The 21,837-nt window shown below is 70.0% G+C and carries 17 protein-coding genes; 5 read left to right on the forward strand and 12 right to left on the reverse strand.

Going from position 1 to position 21,837, the window contains the following annotated elements; genetic code table 11:
* Positions 1-84 precede the first annotated feature (84 nt).
* Together AC07SQ_RS16255 and AC07SQ_RS16260 are read left to right on the forward strand one after the other, a co-directional pair.
* Positions 85-1,074 (forward strand): tripartite tricarboxylate transporter substrate binding protein, encoded by a 990-nt coding sequence (locus AC07SQ_RS16255; protein WP_495273481.1) that lies wholly within the window; start codon positions 85-87, stop codon positions 1,072-1,074.
* Between the two features lie 4 nt (positions 1,075-1,078).
* Positions 1,079-2,377, forward strand: coding sequence for a hypothetical protein (locus tag AC07SQ_RS16260; protein ID WP_495273482.1), 1,299 nt, complete (start codon positions 1,079-1,081; stop codon positions 2,375-2,377).
* Positions 2,378-2,390: 13 nt separating this feature from the next.
* Here the strand turns inward: AC07SQ_RS16260 and AC07SQ_RS16265 are convergent, their stop codons facing one another.
* From AC07SQ_RS16265 to AC07SQ_RS16285, 5 genes are all read right to left on the reverse strand, one after another.
* Positions 2,391-3,371 carry an AraC-like ligand-binding domain-containing protein gene (locus AC07SQ_RS16265; protein ID WP_492678977.1) on the reverse strand — a complete coding sequence of 327 codons (981 nt, stop codon included), beginning with the start codon at positions 3,369-3,371 and terminating at the stop codon, positions 2,391-2,393.
* Positions 3,372-3,513: 142 nt separating this feature from the next.
* Complete coding sequence (locus AC07SQ_RS16270; RefSeq protein ID WP_095743482.1) at positions 3,514-4,821, reverse strand: MFS transporter; 1,308 nt, start codon at positions 4,819-4,821, stop codon at positions 3,514-3,516.
* Between the two features lie 126 nt (positions 4,822-4,947).
* Positions 4,948-5,640, reverse strand: a complete 693-nt coding sequence (locus AC07SQ_RS16275; RefSeq protein WP_185993734.1) for a redoxin domain-containing protein — start codon at positions 5,638-5,640, stop codon at positions 4,948-4,950.
* Between the two features lie 127 nt (positions 5,641-5,767).
* Positions 5,768-7,996, reverse strand: coding sequence for a protein-disulfide reductase DsbD family protein (locus AC07SQ_RS16280; RefSeq protein ID WP_495273483.1), 2,229 nt, complete (start codon positions 7,994-7,996; stop codon positions 5,768-5,770).
* A gap of 61 nt (positions 7,997-8,057) precedes the next feature.
* The gene (locus AC07SQ_RS16285) at positions 8,058-8,831 is read right to left on the reverse strand and encodes an alanyl-tRNA editing protein (RefSeq protein WP_495273484.1); all 774 of its coding nucleotides are present in this window, start codon (positions 8,829-8,831) and stop codon (positions 8,058-8,060) included.
* A 130-nt stretch (positions 8,832-8,961) separates the two neighbouring features.
* Between AC07SQ_RS16285 and AC07SQ_RS16290 the strand changes: the two genes are divergently transcribed.
* Positions 8,962-10,314 carry a PQQ-dependent sugar dehydrogenase gene (locus AC07SQ_RS16290; protein WP_495273485.1) on the forward strand — a complete coding sequence of 451 codons (1,353 nt, stop codon included), beginning with the start codon at positions 8,962-8,964 and terminating at the stop codon, positions 10,312-10,314.
* Between the two features lie 15 nt (positions 10,315-10,329).
* Here the strand turns inward: AC07SQ_RS16290 and AC07SQ_RS16295 are convergent, their stop codons facing one another.
* Together AC07SQ_RS16295 and AC07SQ_RS16300 are read right to left on the reverse strand one after the other, a co-directional pair.
* Positions 10,330-10,902 (reverse strand): GNAT family N-acetyltransferase, encoded by a 573-nt coding sequence (locus tag AC07SQ_RS16295; RefSeq protein WP_495273486.1) that lies wholly within the window; start codon positions 10,900-10,902, stop codon positions 10,330-10,332.
* 19 nt (positions 10,903-10,921) lie between these two features.
* Positions 10,922-11,932 (reverse strand): zinc-binding alcohol dehydrogenase family protein, encoded by a 1,011-nt coding sequence (locus tag AC07SQ_RS16300; RefSeq protein WP_495273487.1) that lies wholly within the window; start codon positions 11,930-11,932, stop codon positions 10,922-10,924.
* A gap of 89 nt (positions 11,933-12,021) precedes the next feature.
* Between AC07SQ_RS16300 and AC07SQ_RS16305 the strand changes: the two genes are divergently transcribed.
* The gene (locus tag AC07SQ_RS16305) at positions 12,022-12,930 is read left to right on the forward strand and encodes a LysR family transcriptional regulator (protein ID WP_095949478.1); all 909 of its coding nucleotides are present in this window, start codon (positions 12,022-12,024) and stop codon (positions 12,928-12,930) included.
* Positions 12,931-13,237: 307 nt separating this feature from the next.
* Here the strand turns inward: AC07SQ_RS16305 and AC07SQ_RS16310 are convergent, their stop codons facing one another.
* The 5 genes from AC07SQ_RS16310 to pgaA form a co-directional block, all read right to left on the reverse strand.
* A complete protein-coding gene (locus tag AC07SQ_RS16310) occupies positions 13,238-14,035 on the reverse strand; it encodes an SDR family oxidoreductase (RefSeq protein WP_495273488.1) in 798 nt (265 codons plus the stop codon).
* 120 nt (positions 14,036-14,155) lie between these two features.
* Entirely contained in the window at positions 14,156-14,722 is a 567-nt protein-coding gene (locus tag AC07SQ_RS16315; protein WP_159273740.1) for a PgaD family protein, read from the reverse strand.
* Positions 14,712-15,992 carry a poly-beta-1,6-N-acetyl-D-glucosamine synthase gene (gene pgaC / locus AC07SQ_RS16320; RefSeq protein ID WP_495273489.1) on the reverse strand — a complete coding sequence of 427 codons (1,281 nt, stop codon included), beginning with the start codon at positions 15,990-15,992 and terminating at the stop codon, positions 14,712-14,714. Before pgaC ends, AC07SQ_RS16315 begins: the two co-directional genes overlap by 11 nt.
* Positions 15,989-18,055, reverse strand: a complete 2,067-nt coding sequence (gene pgaB / locus AC07SQ_RS16325; RefSeq protein WP_495273490.1) for a poly-beta-1,6-N-acetyl-D-glucosamine N-deacetylase PgaB — start codon at positions 18,053-18,055, stop codon at positions 15,989-15,991. Before pgaB ends, pgaC begins: the two co-directional genes overlap by 4 nt.
* Positions 18,056-18,063: 8 nt before the next feature.
* The gene (pgaA, locus tag AC07SQ_RS16330; protein WP_495273491.1) at positions 18,064-20,607 is read right to left on the reverse strand and encodes a poly-beta-1,6 N-acetyl-D-glucosamine export porin PgaA; all 2,544 of its coding nucleotides are present in this window, start codon (positions 20,605-20,607) and stop codon (positions 18,064-18,066) included.
* Positions 20,608-20,916: 309 nt separating this feature from the next.
* Here pgaA and AC07SQ_RS16335 point away from each other — a divergent pair, with 309 nt between their 5' ends.
* Entirely contained in the window at positions 20,917-21,753 is an 837-nt protein-coding gene (locus tag AC07SQ_RS16335; protein ID WP_495273492.1) for a creatininase family protein, read from the forward strand.
* Positions 21,754-21,837 lie beyond the last annotated feature (84 nt).

The following is a 21,837-nucleotide window of genomic DNA, read 5'->3' on the forward strand; positions in this document are numbered from 1 at the left end:
TTTTTCAGAATGATGCTGCGTTCCTAGACTGCGCCCTATCCACCCCCTCCATCGCGCCGTCGCGGCGCACAGCAAGGAAGACGCATGACACAGCACTGGCCCCGCAGGGCCGCCGGCCTCGGCCTTCTCGCACTGGCCCTGGGCGTCGCTTCGATGTCGCAGGCATCGCAGCCGCAGGCCTATCCCGACCGGATGATCCGGCTCGTGGTGCCTTTCACCGCCGGCGGCAGCTCCGACGTGCAGGCCCGCATGCTGGCCGACCGGCTGGGCAAGCTGTACAAGCAGTCGGTGGTGGTCGACAACAAGCCCGGTGCCGGCGGGCACATCGGCGGCAAGTTCGTGGCCGATGCACCGGCCGACGGCTACACGCTGCTGCTCGGCTCGATTGGGCTGCACGCGACCTACGGCGTGTTCAAGAAGCTGAGCTACGACCCCGCGACCGACCTGAAGGTGGTCACGGTGCTGGCCGAGATGCCGCACGTCGTGGTCGCCAACCCCGCCTTGCCGGCCAACGACCTGAAGCAGCTGGTGGCACTGGCGCGCAAGCAGCCGGACACCATCAACTTCGGCTCGGCCGGCGTGGGCTCGTCGGTGCACATGATCGGCGAGCTGTTCAAGCTCACGGCGAACGCACCGATCGTGCCCGTGCCCTACAAGGGCAGCACGGCCGCGCTGAACGACCTGCTGGCCGGGCAGATCCAGCTGATGTTCGAGAACCCGCCGACCACGCTGGCCCACATCCGCGGCGGCAAGCTCAAGGCGCTGGCCGTGACGGGCAAGACCCGCCTGCCGGCGCTGCCCGAGGTGCCGACCGCGATCGAGTCGGGCTTCCCGGCCTTCGAGGCCACCTCGTGGACCACGGTGGCGGTGAGCGCCAAGGTGCCCGACGCCATTGCCGACAAGCTCAATGCCGACATCCGCAAGATCGTTGCCGCGCCGGAGTTCCGCCGGGGCCTGTCGGAGCAGGGCATGACGCCGGTGGCCAACACGCGCGACGCCGCGACGCGCTTCATCGCCGCCGAGAAGCTGCGCTGGGACAAGGTGATCCAGCAAGGCCGCATTGCCGCGGAGTGAGCCCATGTCGTCGAACCAACTTATCGAGCAACCCCGGCTGGCGCCGACACCTTGCCGCCGCGTGGGCGATGGCGCGCAGCACCATTTCTTCGGCTACTACAACAAGAGCGCCTGGGACCGCAGCGGGCGCTACCTGCTGGCGCAGCAGGTGCCCTGGATGGACGCCGAACTCACGCCGGCGGCGGCAGCACGCATCGGCTACTTCGACCTGCAGGACAACGACCGCTTCCATGCGGTGGGCGACACCACCGCATGGAACTGGCAGATGGGCAGCCAGCTGCAGTGGCTCGACGGCGCGCCGGGGCGCCAGTTGGTCTACAACAGCCGCACCGGCGATGCCGATGCGTTCTACCCCGGCTTCGGCGCCACGGTGCTCGATGTCGACACCGGCGCCAAGCGCCTGCTGCCCCTGCCAATCTACGTGGTGGCGCCCGACAGCCGCTGGGCCTTGAGCGTGGACTACCGGCGCCTGTACATCACGCACCGGACCATCGGCTACGGCGAGGCTGGCGGGCCGTTCGACCTGCCGCTGGCACCGGCCGACGACGGCATCCACGCGACCGACCTGGCCACCGGCACGGCGCGGTTGCTGGTGAGCTACGAGGACCTGCGCCAATTCCACCCGCGCGCGTCGATGGACAAGGCGATCCACTGGGTGAGCCACATCGAGGTCAACCCGTCGTCGTCGCGCGTGCTCTTCCTGCACCGCTGGACCGAGCGCGTCGAGGACGAGACCTGCTTCCTGCACCGCCTGCTCACGATGAACCCCGACGGCTCCGACCTGCGCCTGCTGGAGTGCTCCGACCATCCGCTGCCGCAGCTGGCGGACGACTTCGACCCGACGGCCGTGGGCACCTTCGACTACGAGAAGTCCGAGTACCAGATCTCGCACCCGTTGTGGCAGGACGACGAGCACATCATCGTGTGGGGCCCGCACGCCGGGAAGATCCACTACCACCTGTACCACGACCGCGTGGGCGGCGAGGTCCGCGTGATCGGCGACGGCGTGCTGGTGGAGAACGGCCACATGACCTTCTCGCCGGTCAACACGCGCTGGCTGTTGAGCGACACCTACCCCGACGCACGCACGCACGAGCGCGTGCTGTTCCTGTTCGACATGGCCACCGGCCGCCGCCACGACCTGGGCAGCTTCTACGCCACGCCGGACCTGAGCAAGGAGAACCGGTGCGACCTGCACCCGCGCTGGCGCCGCGACGGGCTGCAGGTGTGCATCGACTCCGTGCACGAATCGCAGCGGCAGATGTACATCGTCGACGTGTCGGGGATCGTGGGCAGCCCCTGAAAGGCGTTGCCGCCTAGTGCGTGAGCGCCGGCGACGCCGCCCGCTGCGCCTCGCGCCGCTGGAACTCGCGCGGCGACACGCCGTACTGCGCCTTGAACACGCGGCAGAAATGCGCGCTGCTGTTGAAACCCCAGGCGAAGGCGATCTCCGACACCGAGGTGCGCCCGCCCGCGGCCTGGCGCAGCGCCTCGCTGCAGCGCTCCAGGCGCATCTGCCAGATGAAGCGGTCGAGCGTCTGGTCTTCGTCTTCGAACACGCGGTGCAGGTAGCGCTTGGAGCAGCGCAGCTGCTGCGCGATGAGATCGAGCGACAGGGCCGGGTCGGCCAGGTGCGCGTGCACGAACTGCTTCACGCGCGCCTTCAGCACGCCCGGCAGCGGCTGCGCGCCGAACTGCTCGTCGGCGTGCGTGGCGAGCGTGGAGGCCAGCAGGCCCAGCACGGTGTCGCTGACCGAGCGGCCGACGGCATTGGGCAGCGACGGCAGCTGGTCGGCCAGCGAGGTGAGGAAGGAGCCGAGCACCGCGTACAGCCCCTGCATGGCGGGCGTGTGGGCCTCGCAGGTGTGCAGGTCGGGCATCTTCATGCCCTTGAACTGCTGGCGCGGGATCGTGATGGCCAGCAGGCGCGAGCGCTCGGGGTTGGTGATGGCGTAGGGCACGCGCGGGTCGTACAGGCTCCAGTCGCCCGGGTGCAGGTGGAACTCGCGGTCGCGCTGCGAGATGTGGCCGTGGCCTTCGAGCTGCAGCACCAGCTTGTAGTGCTCGTCGAGCGCGATCTCGCGGTGCGTGTCGGGCCGCGCCACGCGGTGCGAAGGCGCCTCGATCATGAACATGCCCAGCGGGCCGAGTTCGTAGGCGTCCATGCGCGCGTCGAACGGGCCGGGGTCGAGGCACTGCACGCGCAGCGCGCCGAAGTACGACTCGTTGATGCGGCCCCAGCAGGCCTGCCGGTCGGCCGGGTGTTCGAGCCGGGTGCTGAAGTGGTGTGCGTTCATGCCGTGGTTCCCTGGGGGCGCCGGAAGCGCTGGTGCAGGATAGGCAGGTCGGCGCGCGCCATCATCGGTACTTCCACCCGGGGCGGCAGGGGCGATGCGCTCCCGGTCAACGGCCGGTGCGCGCTGGGTCAATGCCCGGGGATCAGACGACGGGCACGCGGCCCGCGTCGGCCGGGTCGACATTGCGGCGGTACAGCATGAGCGTCGCGATCAGCCCGCAGGCCGCCGCGGCCGTCATCCACAGGCCGGGCGCGCCTTTGTCGCCGGTCATCTCGATCAGGCCCGTGGCAATCGCCGGCGTGAAGCCGCCGAACAGCGCCGTGGCGAGGCTGTAGGCCAGCGAGAAGCCGGCGGTGCGCACGCTGACCGGCATCACCTCGGTGAGCGCCACCACCATCGCGCCGTTGTAGCTGGCGTACAGGAACGACAGCCACAGCTCCACCTCGAGCATGCGCGCGAAGCTCGGCGCACCGACCAGCCACTTGAGCGACGGGTAGGCCGTGAGGATGGTCAGCACGGTGAACAGCACGAGCAGCGGCTTGCGCCCCACGCGGTCCGACAGCGAGCCCATGACCGGCAGCCAGAAGAAGTTGGAAATGGCCACGCACAGCGTGACGATCAGCGCGTCGGTCGTGCTCAGGTGCAGCACGGCCTTGCCGAAGGTGGGCGTGTAGACGGTGATCAGGTAGAACGACACGGTGGTCATCGACACCAGCATCATCCCGGCGACCACGAGGCCCCAGTTGGCGACCATCGAGCGGAAGATCTCGCGCGCGTCGGGGCGGTGCTTGCGCGCCATGAACTCCTCGGTTTCCTGCAGCGAGCGGCGGATGATGAACAGCACCGGCACGATCAGGCAGCCGACGAAGAAGGGGATGCGCCAGTAGAAGTCGCCGATCTCCTGGGGCGTGAAGGTCACGTTGAGCCAGTAGCCGAGCGCGGCCGCCACGACGATGGCGACTTGCTGGCTGGCCGACTGCCAGCTCACGTAGAAGCCCTTGCGCCCCGGCGTGGCCATTTCCGACAGGTACACCGACACGCCGCCCAGTTCCACGCCGGCCGAGAAGCCCTGCAGCAGCCGGCCGACCAGCACCAAGAGCGGCGCGATGACGCCGATGGTCGCGTAGCTGGGCACGCAGGCGATGAGCAAGGTGCCGACGGCCATCAGCGCGAGCGTGACGATCAGCCCTTGGCGGCGGCCCACGCGGTCGACGTACGCACCGAGAAAGATCGCGCCCAGCGGCCGCATCAGGAAGCCTGCGCCGAAGGTCATGAAGGTCAGCATCAGCGACGCGAACTCGTTGCCCGCGGGGAAGAAGGCCTTCGAGATCTGCGTGGCGTAGAAGCCGAACAGGAAGAAGTCGAACATCTCCATGAAGTTGCCGCCGGTCACGCGCAGGACGGTGGCGAATTTCGAGGAGGAATGCGCGTTGGCAGGCGCGGAAGTCATGGTGTGTCCCCTGGGGCGGTGTTGTGGGCCCAAGGGTAGGTCGGGGTTCCCGACCTGCACCTGACGAGGGGAGTCAGGTAGCTGTCAATGCGGCGCGCCGCGCAGTGGGCGGCGCGTGCACACGCATCAACTCTTGTACTTGATCGAACACCCGTACGGCCGCGTGCTCGCCATCGACACCGGTTTTCCGCCGGTCACTTCGCCCAGCGCCTGGTTCACGTAGTTGGTGGCGGTCTTGATGTCGTCCACGCGGGCCGAGGCGATGCTGTCGATGCCGCCGGCATACACCAGCGTGCCCTTGGGATCGATGATGAAGATGTGGGGCGTGGTGCGCGCGCCGTAGACCTGGCCGATCACGCCGTCTTCGTCCATCAGCACGGCGGTGGGCGAGGCCTTTTGCGACTTCATCCAGGCGTCGAGTGCGTCGGCCTTCAGGTAGTCGCTGGCGGCGCGTTCGGTGGAGTTGATGGCGAGCCAGACCACGCCCTTGTCGGTGGCCGCCTTCTGCGTGGCCGGCATGTTGCCGCTGCCGTAGTGCTTGCGCACGAAGGGGCAGCCGGGGTTGGTCCATTCGAGCACCACGAACTTGCCCGCGAAGTCAGACAGCTTGTGCTTGGCGCCGGTGGTGTCGACCGCCACGAAGTCGGGCGCCTGCTGGCCCACGGCGGGCGCGGCGAAGGCGTTGGTGCCCATGAGGAAGGTGGCGCCCAGCGCGACGGCGGCGGCCACGACGGCGCGGCGGGAAGCGCGGCTGAGGGCGGCGCGCGCCTGGCGCGCGGCGCGAAGGGAGCGTGAGTCGACAGTGGGCGAGAGCGTCATGGCCAGCTTGAACTCCAAAAAAACAAAATTCCAAACAACAACTGCAGCTTAGAACGGTTTCTTCAAGTGCGTGTGACAACCCATGACAGCGGCGTTGTCATCTTGTTTCAATTCACCGCATCAGCGCTCAAAGCGCTGCCAACGCGGCGCGCACCTCGTCTTTGCTGAGGATTTCGGTCAGCACGACGGGGGCCTTGCCCGGCGCCTGCAGCACGTACACCGGCACGCCACTGCGGCCCAGCGCGGTGAGCGCGGCGGTGATGGCGGGGTCGCGGCGGGTCCAGTCGGCGCGCAGCATGGCGACCTGCTTCGTGTCGAAGTCGGCGAGCACCTCGGCGTCGGCCAGCGTGCTCTTCTTGTTGTACTGGCAGGTCACGCACCAGGCGGCGGTGAAGTCGATGAACACGGGCCGGCCCGCGGCCGCCATGTCGCTCACGCGCTGGGCCGACCACGGCTGCCAGCGCTCGCCGTCGTTCGGCGCTGCCGAGGCCAGCTTCGCAGTCGGTTCAGGCACCTGCACGATGTTGCGGCCGATGGTGCCGGCCAGCACGGCGGTGAAGGCGATCATCACGGTGGCGATGACGACGCGCGTGCGTCCGGTCAGCGTGAGCGCCCAGACCACGGCGGCCAGGCACACCAGCAGCGCGAGCAGCGTGCCCGCGCCGTCGATGCCGCTTTGCTGGCCCAGCACCCAGACCAGCCAGGCCACGGTCGCGAACATCGGGAAGGCGAGCAGGCGGCGCAGCGTGTGCATCCACGGGCCCGGCTTGGGCAGCAGGCGCGCCACGGCCGGCACGAAGCCCGCCACCAGGTAGGGCAGCGCGAGGCCCAGGCCCAGCGCGGCGAACAGCAGCAGCGCCTGGGCCGCCGGCAGGCCGATGGCAAAGCCCAGCGAGGCGCCCATGAACGGCGCGGTGCAGGGCGAGGCGATCACCACGGCGAGCACGCCGGAAAGGAAATCGTTGGCCAGCGGATGCTTGGCCTGCGCGCTGCACACCGACTGCGGCGCCGCGCGGCCGAACTCGAACACGCCCGCCAGGTTCAGCCCGAGCAGGGTGAAGAGCGCCGCCAGCGCCGCCACCACGCCGGGCGACTGCAGCTGGAAGCCCCAGCCGAGCTGCGCGCCGGCCGCGCGCAGGGCGAGCATGGCGCCGCCCAGCGCGAGGAACGACAGCATCACGCCGCCCGTGTAGGCCAGCCCGGCCTTGCGGTGCGCGCTGGCGTTGCCCGCCTGCCGCGCGAAGCCCAGCACCTTGATCGCGAGGATCGGGAACACGCAGGGCATCAGGTTGAGCAGCAGGCCGCCGAACAGCGCGCTGAGCAGGGCGACGATGAAGGTGCCGGCGGGCTGGGCCTGCGCAGCGGCACCAGGGGCCGCCGCCTGGGCCGCGTTGGCGGCCAGCGCCGCCTGCAGCGCGGGCGACACCTCGGCGGCGCGCGGTGCGGCGGTGGCGGCGGGCCAGGTGCCCGACACCGGCGCCTCGGCGCGCCAGGCCACGGGCTGGCCGGCCTGGCGGTCGGCCTCGGCCAGCGCCACCACCACCGGCATGGCGGTGGGGCTTTCGCTACGCTGGTCGGCCAGCGGCACGGTGGCGGTCCAGGTCGCGCCGTCCCAGGCCTGTGTCCAGTCCTTGCCGGAGACGGCGGCGGTGCGGATCACCTCGGGCGTTTCGGGGAAGAACTCGAGCGTCTTGCCGCGCACGGCGGCGGGCAGGCCTTCGAGGCGCACCTTCAGCTGCTGGCCCTCGACGGCGATGGTGCCGGGCGCACCCAGCGGCTGCGGCTGCGCGGCCTGCGCGGTGTCAAAGGCCGCCTTGTTCAGCGCGGTCGAGCCGCGCGTGGGCAGCGAGAGCGTGAACTCGCCCTCTTCGGGAATGCATTCCTTGCGGCAGACCAGCCAGGAGGCCTGCAGCTTGATGTCCATGGCCGGCGAGCCACCGGTGAGCGCCACGTCGGGCTTGTAGAGCGTCGAGACCTCGAGCGGCACCGGCAGCAGCACGGTGTTCTCGTAGCCGTAGTTGGCGAGCGTGCCGACCGGGATCTTCTTGGGCACCGGCCAGGCGATCTCGCCGGTCGAGACACCGGCGGGCAGCGTCCACTTCAATTCCGTCGGAAGGCCCGAATCGCCCGCGTTCTTCCAGTAGGTGTGCCACTCGGGCTGGTGGGTGATCTGCAGCCCGACCCAGACCGGCGCGCCGGGCGCCACGCCCTGGGGCGCATGGGCGACCAGTTCGGCGCGCACATGGGGGGTGGTGACCACGGCCCCGGTCTTCGGGGTCAGCTGGGCCGCAGCCGGCATGCAGGCTGCGGCGGTAGCTATCAGAAAAGTAGCGAAAGAGATGCGCGAAAAGGTCATGCCGGTCAGTCGGAGCCAGAGGGCGGGGCGAAGTTCCTGGGGGCCGGGTCTTTCCGGAGGCTCAGGCCGCGGAGGCCGCGGGCCAGCCCAGCACAACGCGCCGGGTGGTCGCGCTCTTCTTCTCGATCTTGGTGACGACCATGGCGCCGATTTCCGCCGTGTTGGCCACGTGCGTGCCGCCGCAGGGCTGGAAATCGATCGACGGCGCGCCGCCGTCTTCGCCCGTGCCGCCGATGCGGATGGTGCGCACCGTGCCCGTGCCGCGCGGCGGCTGCACGCTCATGCTCTTGACCAGCGCGGGGTTGGCGTCGAGCTCGGCGTCGGTGATGGCGCCCACGGTCAGCGGGTGGGCGGCCTCGACCAGCTTGGCGAGGCCCGCGGTGAGCGTTTCCTTGTCGAGCGGGTCGGTGATGTGGAAGTCGATGCGCGCGTACTCGGGCGTGATCGAGCAGCCGTTCACCGGCACCGGCACGAGGTGGCACAGCAGGTGGCTGGCGGTGTGAAAGCGCATCAGCCGGTGGCGGCGCTCCCAGTCGAGGCGGGCGGTGACGGTGTCGCCGGGCGTCAGCGCGGCCAGCAATTCGGCCTGGTCGGGCGCGGGCACGTGGACGAATTCGGCGGTCGGCTGGCCCTCGGCGTCCTTGGCCTTGCGGGTGTCGGCGATGGCGATTTCGCGGCCGTCGACGAGCACCAGCACGCCGGCGTCGCCGGCCTGCCCGCCGCCCAGCGGATAGAACACGGTGCGGTCCAGCACGATGCCGGTGTCGTCGATGCGCAGGATGCGGGCTTCACAGGTGCGCAGGTAGGCGTCGGCGCGGAACAGGTCGTCGGTCATGCGGCGATGGTAGCGACGATGCGCGAAGGAGGTGCGCGCACGCCGGAAAGCGCCCACGACCGACACGCCCGCGCCGTGCGATTGCGCATGATCCGGCGGTCTGCGGCCGCCTGCCGCGCAAGGAATCCGCATGAACGCATCGCCGCACCTTCCCGTCCGCCTCGCCTTGTCCGCAGCGGCCGTGGCCGCCGTGCTGCTCGTCGCCGGCTGCGGCGAGACCGCCAAGCTCGCGCCCGAGCTCACGACCGGCCCCCGGCCCCAGCTGGCCGATCCGAACAAGACGCTGATCCCCACCGTCAACGTGGCGCCCGCCGTCGGCTGGACCGACACCGCCGGGCCCACGCCCGCCGAGGGCCTGCGCGTGACGGCGCTGGCGCGCGGGCTGGACCACCCGCGCTGGGTCTACACCCTGCCCAACGGCGACGTGCTGGTGGCCGAGAGCAACAAGCCGCCCAAGCCCGAAGGCAGCGGCGCCGGCGGCCCGGTCGCCAAGGTGCGCAACTGGGTCATGGGCAAGGTCATGGGCCGCGCGGGCGCCGGCGTGCCCAGCGCCAACCGCATCACCTTGCTGCGCGACGCCGACGGCGACGGCCTGGCCGAGGTGAAGCAGGTGTTCCTGGCGAACCTCAGCTCGCCCTACGGCATGGCGCTGGTCGGCAACGAGCTCTTCATCGCCAACGCCGACGCGCTCGTGAAGGTGCCCTACACCGAGGGCCAGACCTCGGTCAGCGCCACGCCCACCGTGGTGACGGCGCTGCCCGCCGGCCTGAACCACCACTGGACCAAGAACGTCATCGCCAGCGCCGACGGCAGCAAGCTGTACGTCACGGTCGGCTCCAACAGCAACATCGGCGAGAACGGCATGGCGGCCGAAGAGGGCCGCGCCGCGATCTGGGAGGTCGATGCGAAGAGCGGCGAGAAGCGCCTGTTCGCCAGCGGCCTGCGCAACCCCAACGGCCTGGGCTGGGAGCCCGAGACCAACGTGCTGTGGACCGTGGTGAACGAGCGCGACGAGATCGGCAGCGACCTCGTGCCCGACTACCTCACCTCGGTGAAAGAGGGCGCCTTCTACGGCTGGCCCTGGAGCTACTGGGGCGGCGTGGTCGATGCGCGCGTCACGCCGCAACAGCCCGAGCGGGTGGCCAAGGCGCTGGCGCCCGACTACGCGCTGGGCGCGCACGTCGCGCCGTTGGGTCTGGTGTTCTCGCACGCGCGCGGCATGCCGCCCGAGTTCGCGAACGGCGCCTTCATCGGCGAGCACGGCTCGTGGAACCGTAAGCCCAAGTCGGGCTACAAGGTGGTGTTCGTGCCCTTCATCGGCGGCAAGCCGAGCGGGCCGCCGGTCGATGTTCTCACGGGCTTCCTGAGCGCCGACGAAAAGGCGCACGGCCGGCCGGTGGGCGTGGCGCTCGACAAGAACGGCGCGCTGCTGGTGGCGGACGACGTGGGCAACGCAGTGTGGCGCGTGTCGAAGGCGAAGTAGCCCGGCGCGGTCGTTTCAGCGCCGCGGGTTGCCGATCCGGAACAGCCGGTGGCCGCGCAGCGCATCGCCTTCGGGCACCGCCGGATGCTCGAAGGCGCCGGCCACGTCCTCGTGCATGCCCAGGCGCGCCATCACGGCGGCCGAGCGCAGGTTGCCATTGGCGGTGAACGCCACGATCTCGTCGAGCCCGAGCCGTTCGAAACCGACCTGCAGCGCGCCGCGCGCAGCCTCGGTCGCGAAGCCCTGGCCCCAGCTGGCGCGCGACAGGCGCCAGCCGATCTCCACGCAGGGCGAGAAAGGCAGCGCGGCCATTGGCACGTTCAGGCCGGTGAAGCCGATGAACTCGCCCGTGTCCTTGCGCTCGACGGCCCAGAAGCCCCAGCCCTTCTGCGCGATGAGCGCGCGGGCACGGCCGGCCGCCGCATCGCTCTCGGCGCGCGTGGGCAAGGGCAGGAGGAACTCCATCACCTGCGGGTCGCAGGCCAGCGCGAAAAATGGCGCGAGATCGCTCTCGCGCCATTGGCGCACCCGCAGGCGCGGGGTCTCGAATTCGATGAGGTGGGGCGGATGTGTGCTTTCTTCGGTCATGCGACCGATTGTGCGCAAATCAGAACCCGGCCAGCACCACCTTGCCCTGCGCCTTGCCGCTCTCGATGAGCGCATGCGCCTTGCGCAGGTTCGCGGCGTTGATGGTGCCGAAGCTCGCATTCGCCGTGGTGCGGATGCGGCCCGCGTCGACCAGCGCGGCCACTTCGGCCAGCAGCTTGCCCTGCTCGGCGATGTCGGGCGTGGTGAAGCGCGAGCGCGTGAACATCATTTCCCAGTGCAGCGAGATGCACTTGGTCTTCAGCGGCATCGCGTCGAGCACCTTCATGTCGTCGATCACCGCGAGCTGGCCCTGGGGCTTGAGGCTCTCGATGATCTGTGCGTAGTGCTGGTCGGTCTGCGTGAGGCTGGCGACCATGTCGACTTCGTCGATACCGGCGGCCTTCAGTTCGGCGGCGAGCGGCTTCGAATGGTCGATGACGACGTGCGCGCCCAGCGCCAGGCACCAGGCGCGCGTTTCGGCGCGCGAGGCGGTGGCGACCACGCGCAGCTTCGTGAGCTGGCGCGCGAGCTGGATGAGGATGGAGCCGACGCCGCCCGCGCCGCCGGTGATCAGCAGCGTCTGGCCTTCGCCGCCGTCCTTGGGCACCTGGAGGCGGTCGAACAGCAGCTCGTAGGCGGTGATGGTGGTCAGCGGCAAGGCGGCGGCCTGCGCATCGTCGAGGCTCTTCGGGGCGAGGGCGGCGATGCGCTCGTCGACCGCGTGCAGCTCCGAATTGGCGCCGGGGCGAATGATGGAGCCGGCGTAGTAGACGCGGTCGCCGACCTTGAAGCCGGTCACGTCGCTGCCGATGGCTTCGACGGTGCCGACCGCGTCCCAGCCCAGCACCTTGGCCTGGCCGGCCTCGGGGGCGGCGTTCTTGCGGACCTTGGTGTCGACCGGGTTGACCGACACGGCCTTCACGCGCACCAGCAGGTCGCGCGCGCCCGGCACGGGGGCGGGGAGCTCGATGTCCTGCAGCGATTCGGGGTTGTCGATGGGGAGGGGCTGGTGGTAGCCGACGGCTTTCATGGGAAGAGACCTTCTTTCTGGAACGATGGCTGGACTGTAGGATGACAACGGCTGTTTGATAAGACGGCCTGAATCACCAACACTTTCAAATGAAGATTGAAAATATATCGGACCTGCAGGTGCTCGTGCAGACGGCGCGTGGCGGCACGTTGACGGCGGCCGGGCATGCGCTGGGGATCACGCCCGCCGCGGCCAGTGCGACCTTGAAACGGCTGGAGGCGCAGTTGGGGGCGCGGCTGTTCGAGCGGTCGACGCGGGCGATGCGCCTCACGCCGCAGGGGCAGACGCTGCTCGACTATGCGGTGCGTGCTTTTGAACTGTTGGATGAAGGGGAGTCGCTGGTCACTGCGGATCGCGGCGAACTCGTCGGTACCTTGCGCGTGGCCTCGCCGTCGGACCTGACGCGCAGCACCTTGCTGCCCTGGTTCGACGAGTTTCTGGCGCTGCATCCGGGGGTGCAGTTGTCGCTCTCCGTCGGGGATCGGCCGCTGGACGTGATGCGCGACGAGGTGGATGTGGCGCTGCGCTACGGGGCGCTGGCCGATTCGCGGCTGGTGGCGCGGGCGTTTGCGCTGACGAACCCGGTGCTCACGGCCTCACCGGACTATCTGCGTCGGCATCCCTTGCCTCGGGTTCCGCAGGATCTGCTGCAGCACAACTGCCTGACGTTCAACCGGAGTGGGCGAAGGCACCGGGTGTGGCGGTTTGCGCAGTTGGGGCAGTGGACGGAGGTGCGGGTGAATGGGGATCGGAGTGTGGATGATGCTTCGCTGGCGCGGGAGTGGACTGTGGCGGGGTATGGGATTTCGCTGAAGTCTGCGTTGGATGTGCGTAATGACATTCGGGAAGGTCGTCTGGTGCGGCTGCTGCCGGATTGGGAGACGGAGCCTTATCCGTTGCATGCGCTGTTGCCTAGTGGGCGGTTTGTGCCGGCTCGGGTTCGTGGCTTTGTTGATTTTCTTGCGTTGAAGTTCGAGGGGTTGTTGGCTTTGGGCTGAGGGGTTGCTTTCGGGGGCCGGGTCTCGCCCCGGCGGGCGACTCACTTTCTTTTGCTTCGCCAAAAGAAAGTAAGCAAAGAAAAGGCGACCCCACTGTCCGCGTCCCTCCGCTTCGCTGCGGGCAACCTGCGGTGCTCGCGTTTCGCGGGGTCTCGCCCAAACTCGCTTCGCTCAAACAAGGGCGAGCCCTGATCCGCGAAACGCTGCGCTCCTCGGCGCGGCCAGAGGGGAGGGGGAACGGGCGGGCCGTCGCTGCGCTCGGCCTGGGGGGCGCTTCACTGCGTTCGCTCCCTCGTGCTGTTCGTTGTCAGATCATCGGGGTCACTGCGCCATCCATTGCCACGATCGCGCCGGTCACATAGCTTGCCTTCGGCGACGCCAGGAAGAGGACGGTGTTGGCGACTTCCTCGGGCGTCGCGATGCGGCCCAGCGGCAGGCGTGCAGTGGCGCGCTCCAGCGCCTCGTCGGTGTCGATGCCCTGCAGCTTCGCGTCGGCCTTCATGCCTTCCTGCAGCCGCGCGGTCAGCGTGAGGCCGGGGTTCACGGCGTTCACGCGCACGCCTTTCGCGGCGTAGGCGGCGGCCATGCCGGCGCTCACGAGCATGAGCGCGGCGTTGGCGGCGCCGCCGGCCATGTGGACGGGGCTGGCGACCTTGCCGCCCTGGCCGATGACGTTGACGATAGCGCCGCGGCCGCGCGTGCCCATGCGCTTCACGACCGGGTCGATCATGTGGATGTAGGTGAAGTACTTGGCATCCATCGCGTCGTGCCACGCAGCGGGCGTGAGCTCGTCGGGCGGGGTGCGGCGCGCGGCGCCTGCCGAGTTGACGAGCACGTCGACAGGGCCGAAGGCGTGCTCGGCGGCGTCGAGGGCGGCGACGGCACTGGCGGGGTGCTTGAGGTCGGCGGCGTGCAGGGAGATGCGGCCTTCGGCTTGCGGGAACGCGGCGATCAGCGACTGCTGGCCCTGCTGCAGGTTCTGCAGGTCGCGCGAGACCAGGCTCACGCGCGCGCCTTCGCGCAGGAAGCCCAGCGCGCAGGCCAGGCCGATGCCCTTGCTGCCGCCGGTGATGAGAACGTGCTGGTCCTGGAGCTGGAGGTCCATGTCGGGGGTCCTTGGAAGAAGGTGAATCTGTCTGCGGCGCTGCCGCCGCGCGATTGAATCACCGCCCCGAAACCCCTGCAGCGACGCGGCCGAAAGGCCGCGTCGGTTGCCCTGTGCGCGTCAGGCCTTGCGGCGCTTCGCTGGCGTTTCTTCTTCCAGCGCGGCCGGCGCGGTGTCGGTGGCGTCGCGCAACTGGCCGTGGTGGTCGTGGTGCGCCAGCAGCTGGCGCGTGCGCTGCCAGGTCGACAGGCGCGCGGGCGCGACCTCGATGTACGACGCCAGCGCGAACAGCGACGACTGTTCCTTCTCCGGCGGCGTCTCGCTGCGGTGCTGGCGGCGGCGCAGCGGGCCCATGATCAGCATCGAGGCAAGGATCACGCCGATGACGATGGCGTACAGGCCCAGCAGCTGCAGCACCTCGGGCTGGGAGCGCGCACCCATCACGTAGGGCCAGGCGTACCAGATGGCGCAGAACCAGATCGCGACGGTGATCGCGGGGCGCAGCACGCGCAGCCACAGGTACATGGCCAGGGTGCGCGCCGGCGAACGGCCGTTGCCGAAGGCGTGCAGCGGGATGCGCGCGGCGTCGATGATGGGTTCGTCCACCGCGGGTTGGCCCCACGAACGGGTGCGGGGCGGCGGGGCTTCGTGCAGCGCCGGCGAAGAGAGCGGGTTCTCAGGATGCATCAGAAGAAACTCCTCGGTCAGGGCTCGTCCACACCGCGCGCTTGCCGCGACGACGCATCAGAGCGTTGGGAAGGGCGACCACCGTGGTGGCCATCGTGATCGTCCAGAACGCGATCGGGTACCAGATCGTTCCGGCGAAATAGCGCATGAGGTCGCGGTCGTAGCGACGGTCGATCCACAGGCTCAGCAGCATCTGCAGGATGCAGGTCATGGCCAGCAGCGTGCCCTGCCAGTGCGGCAGCAGCGCCGAATGCCAGGCCGACTCGTGCGGCAGGAAGGGGCGGATGAAGCTGATCACCAGCACCAACGCCATCGCATAGGCCCACACCACGCTCACCATGTACTCGCTGTAGATGAGCCACAGGCGCCAGCTGCGCAGGCGCAGGATGGACGGCGTGATGCGCAGCATGGTCTGGATGCCGCCGACGGCCCAGCGCAGGCGCTGCTTCCACAGGCCGCGCAGGGTCTCGGGCATGAGGATCCAGCACAGCGCGCGCGGCTCGAAGCGCAGGCGCCAGCCGGCGAGCTGGAGCTTCCAGCTCATGTCGATGTCCTCGGTGAGCACGTCGGGGCTCCAGAAGCCGACCTCGAGCACGGCGCGGCGACGGAACATGGCCAGCACGCCCGACACCGTGAACAGCGTACCGATGAGCTGCTGCGAGCGCTTGATGAGGCCGATGATCGACGAGAACTCGCCCACCTGCATGCGCCCCAGCAGCGTGGTGCGCGTGCGGATGCGCGGGTTGCCGGTGACGGCGCCGATGCGATCCGAGGCCAGCATGCGCTTGAGCATCCAGGCGATGGCGTTGGGGTCGACCAGCGCGTCGCCGTCGATGCCCAGGATGTACTCGCCGCGCGCCAGCTGGCAGGCGGTGTTCAGGCCCACGGCCTTGCCCTGGTTGCTGGCGTTGTGGATCACGCGCAGGCGGCTGAACTCCTGCGTCATCTCGTCGAGCAGCTCGCCGGTGCCGTCGGTGCTGCCGTCGTTGACGGCGATCACCTCGTAGTTCGGGTAGCGCGTGCGCATCAGCTGCTCGATCACCTCGCGCAGGTGCGGCGCCTCGTTGAAGCAGGGCACCACCACGGTCACGAGCGGCTGCGAGGGCAGCAGCGGCAGCGGGTCGGCCTCGACGTCGCGCTTGCGCTCGAACGACCACGCGTGCGAGAGGCCGCCCGCGATCCACACCCACGCCATGAAGAACGGGTAGTAGAAGACGAAGCCGAAGAGCACCGGCGGAATCAGGTCCACCAGCATCTGGAGCGTGTTCATCGGGGCTTCCCTCCTTCAGGCGGCAGCGTGGCGGCGTCGTGGTTGCGCCGGGGGGCGCGCGACAGCAGCGAACGCACCGAGATCGCGCGGCGCACGGTCTCCAGCGAGGGCTGGTTGTTCAGGAAGTCGTCGGGGTAGTAGCCCAGGTGGCGCACGCCGGCGCGCTGCAGCAGGGTCCACTGGCGAGTGAGCTCGGCGTCGGCCACGGGTTTCCCGGTGCGCCAGTCGCGCGCCTGCAGCTCGAACACGGTGCGGTCCAGGCCGTGCGGCGCGGCGGCCGCGCGCTGCGCCAGGCGGCCCAGCCAGGCGTCGCTGTCGGCCGGGGTGCGGGCCTCCTGCTCCATGCGCGGCATGGCCATCAGGCCGACGTAGTCATAGGCGGCAAGCGAGGCTTCATAGTTTTGGGCAAACCATTGCTCGGCCGCGGGTTCGAGCACCGGCCGCGCATAGAGGTTGCGCGCCGTTTCCAGCGCGGGGCGCCAGGTGCCCACGCGCGCCGCGAGTTCGTGCGTGAAGTCGATCAGGTAGCGGGTCTTGGCGGTGGTCCAGCGCGCCATGAGCGCGGGGTCGGCGCGCAGCGCGGCCACGTCGGCCGGCAGGCCCCAGCGGCGGTAGGTGTCGAGCGCGGCGGGGCTCGCGTCCTCGTCGTCCGAGAGCATGGCGTCGTCGTGGAACAGCAGGCCTTCGAAGAAGGTGTGGCGGCCCAGGTCTTCGTACAGGTCGCCGACCAGCGTGCGCACGGCCGGGTCGAAGGGCGAGAGCCGGTGGTAGCGGTCGGCCGGCGCGTCGCCCTTGAGCGTGCGCACCGTGTGCGTGGCCAGCGGGTTCGACGCCGGCAGCCGGTAGGCGGTGACGGGCATCCAGGCGTAGACCTTCACGCCGGTGCGGCTGCGCAGTTGCCAGGCGGCGCGGGCGAACAGGTCGGCGCGCATCGGCAGGTGGCGGTTGGGAAAGTACAGCGCATCGGCCACGCCGTCGCCGTCGGGGTCGGCATAGGCCTGCAGGAACACCGAGCGCGGGCGCACGGCGGCCACGCGCTCGATCAGCGCCGAGAGGTTGCGCTCCTGCTGGGCCGGGTCGGCGTCGTACACGTAGTCCAGGTCGACGTGCATCACGCGGTTGATCGGGCGCACCTCGCCGCCCACGGGGCTGCGCAGCATCTGCACGTAGTCGGGCGCCTCGTTGTCGTAGGCGGCCAGCGCGCGGCGGATGCGGCTGAGCGGAATCTCCTTCGTGTTCGCGCCGTCGTCGAGCGTGAAGGTGATCGGCATGCCCACGCGCGCCGAGGCTTCCAGCGCGGGCGTGTTGTAGGCGCCGTAGGGCCACACGGTGGCGCGCACCTTGGCGCCGGTGCGCTTTTCGATCAGCTCGCGGCTGCGGCGCAGGTCGGTCTCGATGCGGCGCAGGTAGGCGGCGTCGTCTTCGTAGCGGCCGGTGGCCGGGTCGTAGCGGTGCGTGGCCGCGGCGGGCAGCATGTTGCCCTGCGGGTTGGCCTGGATCCCGGTATGCATCGCGTCGGTGTGGCTCGCGAACTCGACCAGCGGCGAGCGCGCCATCTCGGCGGCCTCGCGCCACAGCAGGAAGTTCTCGCGCGGCGCGGGCTTGTCGCCCCAGTGCACGGGCTGGCCTTCGGGCACCTCGAGCCAGCTCGTCACGAGCGCGAACAGCGCGGGGTAGTTGAACCGCTGCAGCAGCGGGAACACGTGCGTGTAGGCGCTGCGGTAGCCGTCGTCGAAGGTCAGCAGCACGGGCTGCGAGGGCAGCGGCTTGCCGCCTTTGCGCGCATCGATGATCTGCTGCAGGCTGACCGGGTGGTAGCCGCTGTGGCGCAGCCAGGCGAACACTTCGGCGAGGGTGCGCTCGTCGATGGCGGTTTCGTCGGGCGAGGTCTCGAAGCTGGCGCGCACGTTGGGACGCACGTCGTGGAACGAGATCACGCGGAAGTCGACGCCGTTGTCGGGGTCGGCGGGCAGCACCGGCGCCGCCAGTGCGGGCAACGACGCCGCCAGCAGCAGCCCGAGCAGGGCCGCGCGCAGCCGGAGGAAGAAGGTGGGGGCTTGCATCACGGACATCACTGCAGGGGCATCGAAAGGTTCAGGAACACGCCGCGCTGTTTCTCGCGCACGCCGTCGTAGGGGTGGCTGCCGAAGGTCAGTCCGTAGCGCAGCGTGAGCTTCTGGCCCAGGGCCCAGCGGTGCTCGTAGCGCACGTTCCACAGCGGGCCGCTGCCGAAGCCGGCCTGCTGGTAGCTGCCACCGCCGAGTTCCAGCACCTGGAAGAACTGGCGGTCGTCACTTTTCCAGGTGAGCCACTGGCCGCGCACCGACAGCTGCGCGCTGGCGTCGCGCGAGGGGCTGAAGTAGCGCACGTCCTGCAGGCGGCTGCGGCTGGCATCGACGCCCAGCTGCGTCTCGATCTGGAAGCGCGGCGTGCTGACCCAGCGCTCGCGCCAACCGAAGTCGAGGCCGTCGCGCAGGTTGCCGTCGCTGAAGTCGAGCCGGCGCCATTGCAGGTCGAAGCGGCGCGACTCGTTGACGACGTAGGCCGCGCTGGCACCGAACTCGCGCGCGCCGATGGCCTGCGCGCCGAAGGGCACGGCGCGCGCCTTCCAGGGCAGCTCCTTGCTGTCGCCGTCGTAGGTGGCCGACAGGCGCCAGGCATCGCTGGCGCGGTAGTCGACGCGGCCGGCCATGCTGTTGCGGTAGCGCCCGCTGTTCGCATGCTGCAGCACGCCTTCGGCCAGCCAGCGGCCTTGTTGCCAGCTCGCGCCGAGGCCGCCGCGCGCCCACTGGGCCGTGCCTTCGGAGGTGTAGCCGCGGCCCAGCGTCTGCGCGTAGAACACGCGCCACGCGTCGCCGATGAGGCCGGAGCTGAGCCGGCTGTCGACGCGCCATTCGCGGCTGGCCAGCGTGCCGCCGCCGCGCGAACCTTCGGCGTCGATCTCGAGCTGCGGGCCGACCAGCGAGCGGCGCTTGCGCGCCATCTCGCGCACTTCGGCGGCGTCGGGCGCATCGGCCTCGAGTGCTTCGGCGCGCAGCCGCGCGGCGCGAAATTCGTCGGCGTCGAGCAGCGCCTCGACATGGCCGGTGCGCACGCTCAGGTCGTCGGGGTGGTCGGCGCTCAGCGCCTCGAAGCGCGCCACGGCCGCCTCGGGATGCTCGCGCAGCCGCTCGGTGAGCGCGGCACCGTAGGCGTAGCCCGCATTGAGCGGGGCTTCCTGCGTGAGCGTGTTGAAGCGCGGCTGCGCGATCTTCGGGCGGTCGCCGTAGAGCTGCAGCAATGCGCCCAGGCCGCTCACTTCGGAGAACTGGTCGTTGGGGCGGCCGGCTTCCGGCGCGAGCCGCATCAGCACGGGCGTGGCGCTTTCGATGCGCTGGAGCAGCGCTTCGGCCTCGTCGAAGCGGCCGGTGTCGAGGTAGGCGTAGACCAGGCTGAAATGCAGGGGGTCGGGCATCGGCAGGTCGACGACCGCTTTCTCGAGCAGCGGCACGGCATCGGCCGAGCGGCGCTCCTGCGCCAGCGCGCGGGCGGCGGTGCCCAGCGCGTAGGGCGGCAGCGCGGTGCCGTCGGCGCGCAGGCTGTCGTACAGCGCGATGGTGTCGGCGGGACGCCCGCGCTCCAGCAGCGCCGCCATGCGGTCGGACTGCAGTCGCATGCGCAGCGTGCGCCAGGTGTCGGCGTCCGGCGGGGCGGCCTGCGCGAGCGCGGCGTCGACGCGGGCCAGCGCGGCGCTCTGGGCGGCCAGCACCTTGTCGAGGTCGGTGACGCGCGCCGCGCCCAGGCGCTGGTCGCGCGCCTTCACGGCCCAGCGCAGTTGCTGCGCCAGCGCCTGCTGTTCGAGCAGTGCGAGCGTCAGCGGCGCGAGGCTGCCGGGCTGCTTGCGTTCGGCCGCCTGCGCGTCCTCGAACGCGGCCGTGGCGCCGCCGTACTCGGCCAGCAGGAAGTCGGCGTCGCGCTGTGCATCGCGGCGCTGGGGCTGCAGTGCGGTGATCTCGCCGTAAGCCGTGAGCGCTTGGAACGGCTGGCCCTGGGCACGCGCCAGCGCGGCGCGCAGATCGAGCAGCGCGACGCGGTCGGCGACCTCGGTGGGCGCGGGCTGTGCGAGTGCGCGGTAGAGGGTTTGCGCGCCCGCCGTGTCGCCGCTGGCCAGCCGCCAGAAGGCTTCATGGATGCGCGGTTCGCGGGCCGCCGGCTGGCGCGCGCGCCAGACCTTGACGGTGTCGCCTTGCAGCGCGATGTCGCCCGTGCGTCGCGCAGCGCCGGCCAGCGGGCCGAGCGCGTAATCGCCCAGCGCGTCCGGCGGCACCTGGCGGCCCACGGCCACCGCGTCGGCGAACTGGCCGTCGGCCACCGCGATCGCGATGGCGTCGGACGCCACGCGCCGGCGCTGGTCGTCGGCCAGGGGCGCCGCCAGCCATTGGCGCAGCTGCTGCAGGGCTTGGGCCGGCGTGATGCGACCGGCACGGCGCGCGACGATGAGGGCGTCGTGCTGCGAGGCGTCATACGCCAGCGCGCTGCCCAGGGGGGCGGCCGGCGAGGGCGCGACAGTGGAATCCGCGTACGCGGTGCTGCTTCCGAAGACCAGCACGCACACGATCGGCGGCAAACCCCGCACGGCTCGTGCGAGATGGTGAGGCAATGCCTTGAAGGGCGCGACTTTGCGCCCGGCAACGACGGTGCCTCCATTTTTTTGTGGATGGATGGACACGCTACTCCCTTTTGCGTGAACTCTCCTGGGCCGTGACAAGCCGTGGCGGAAAGTTCGTGAAAAGGGACTCTAGGCCAATTTGTAAACAATAGGACCGAACATCGGGAAAGATGAGAACTAATCGTGAACAGATTCGCGATCAATTCATCCGATGTTGGCAAGTTGTATGCAAGTGTTGCCCATGCGTCGCCCATGGCCCCGTCCTAAGATCGCGGCATGAACGCACTTCCGGTCTCTTCGCCCCGTTGGCCCCGTTTCTGGTCCCAGTTGACGACGCGCGACTTTGCCGCGCTCGACGCGGCGACCACGGTGGCGGTGCTGCCGCTGGGCGCGACCGAGCAGCACGGCCCGCACCTGCCGCTGGGCGTGGACACCGTGCTGGCCGACGGCATCGTGGCCGCCGCGCTGCCGCTGCTGCCGCCGGAACTGCCGGCGCTGTTCCTGCCGACCCAGCAGATCGGCCTGAGCCCCGAGCACGCGCGCTTCGCGGGCACGCTCACCTTCTCGGCCGAGACGCTGATCCGCATGTGGAACGAGATCGGCGCGGGCGTGGCGCGCGCCGGCGTGAAGAAGCTGGTGCTGTTCAACGCCCACGGCGGCCATGTGGGCGCGATGGACATCGTGGCGCGCGAGCTGCGTGCCGCGCACGGCCTGATCGTCTACAGCGTGAGCTGGTTCAACCTGCCGCTGGGCGATGCGAACGCGCAGTTCAGCGCCCGGGAGCACCGCTTCGGCGTGCATGCGGGCGAGATCGAGACCTCGATGATGCTGGCGCTGACGCCCGCACTGGTGCGCATGGGCGAGGCGAAGGATTTCAGTTCCACCTCGGAGCAGCGCGCGGCCGACTGCGCGATCCTCGGCAACGGCAAGAGCGCCAAGCTCGGCTGGGCCATGGAGGACTACAACGCGCAGGGGGCGGCGGGCAATGCCGCAGCGGCCACGGCAGCGAAGGGTCAGGCGGTGATCGATGCGGCCGCGCAGCAGTTGGCGCTGCTGCTGGCCGAGGTGTCCCAGCTGCCGCTGAGCATGGCGAACACAGGGCCGCTGCCATAAGGGCGTAGTTCAGGGCGACGCTCCCGCCGACGCGGTACCTTGCTCCGCGAATGTCCCCCGGGGCTTCGCCCCTCCTCCTTGATT

The organism is Variovorax sp. GW821-FHT06D12 (assembly GCF_059419205.1).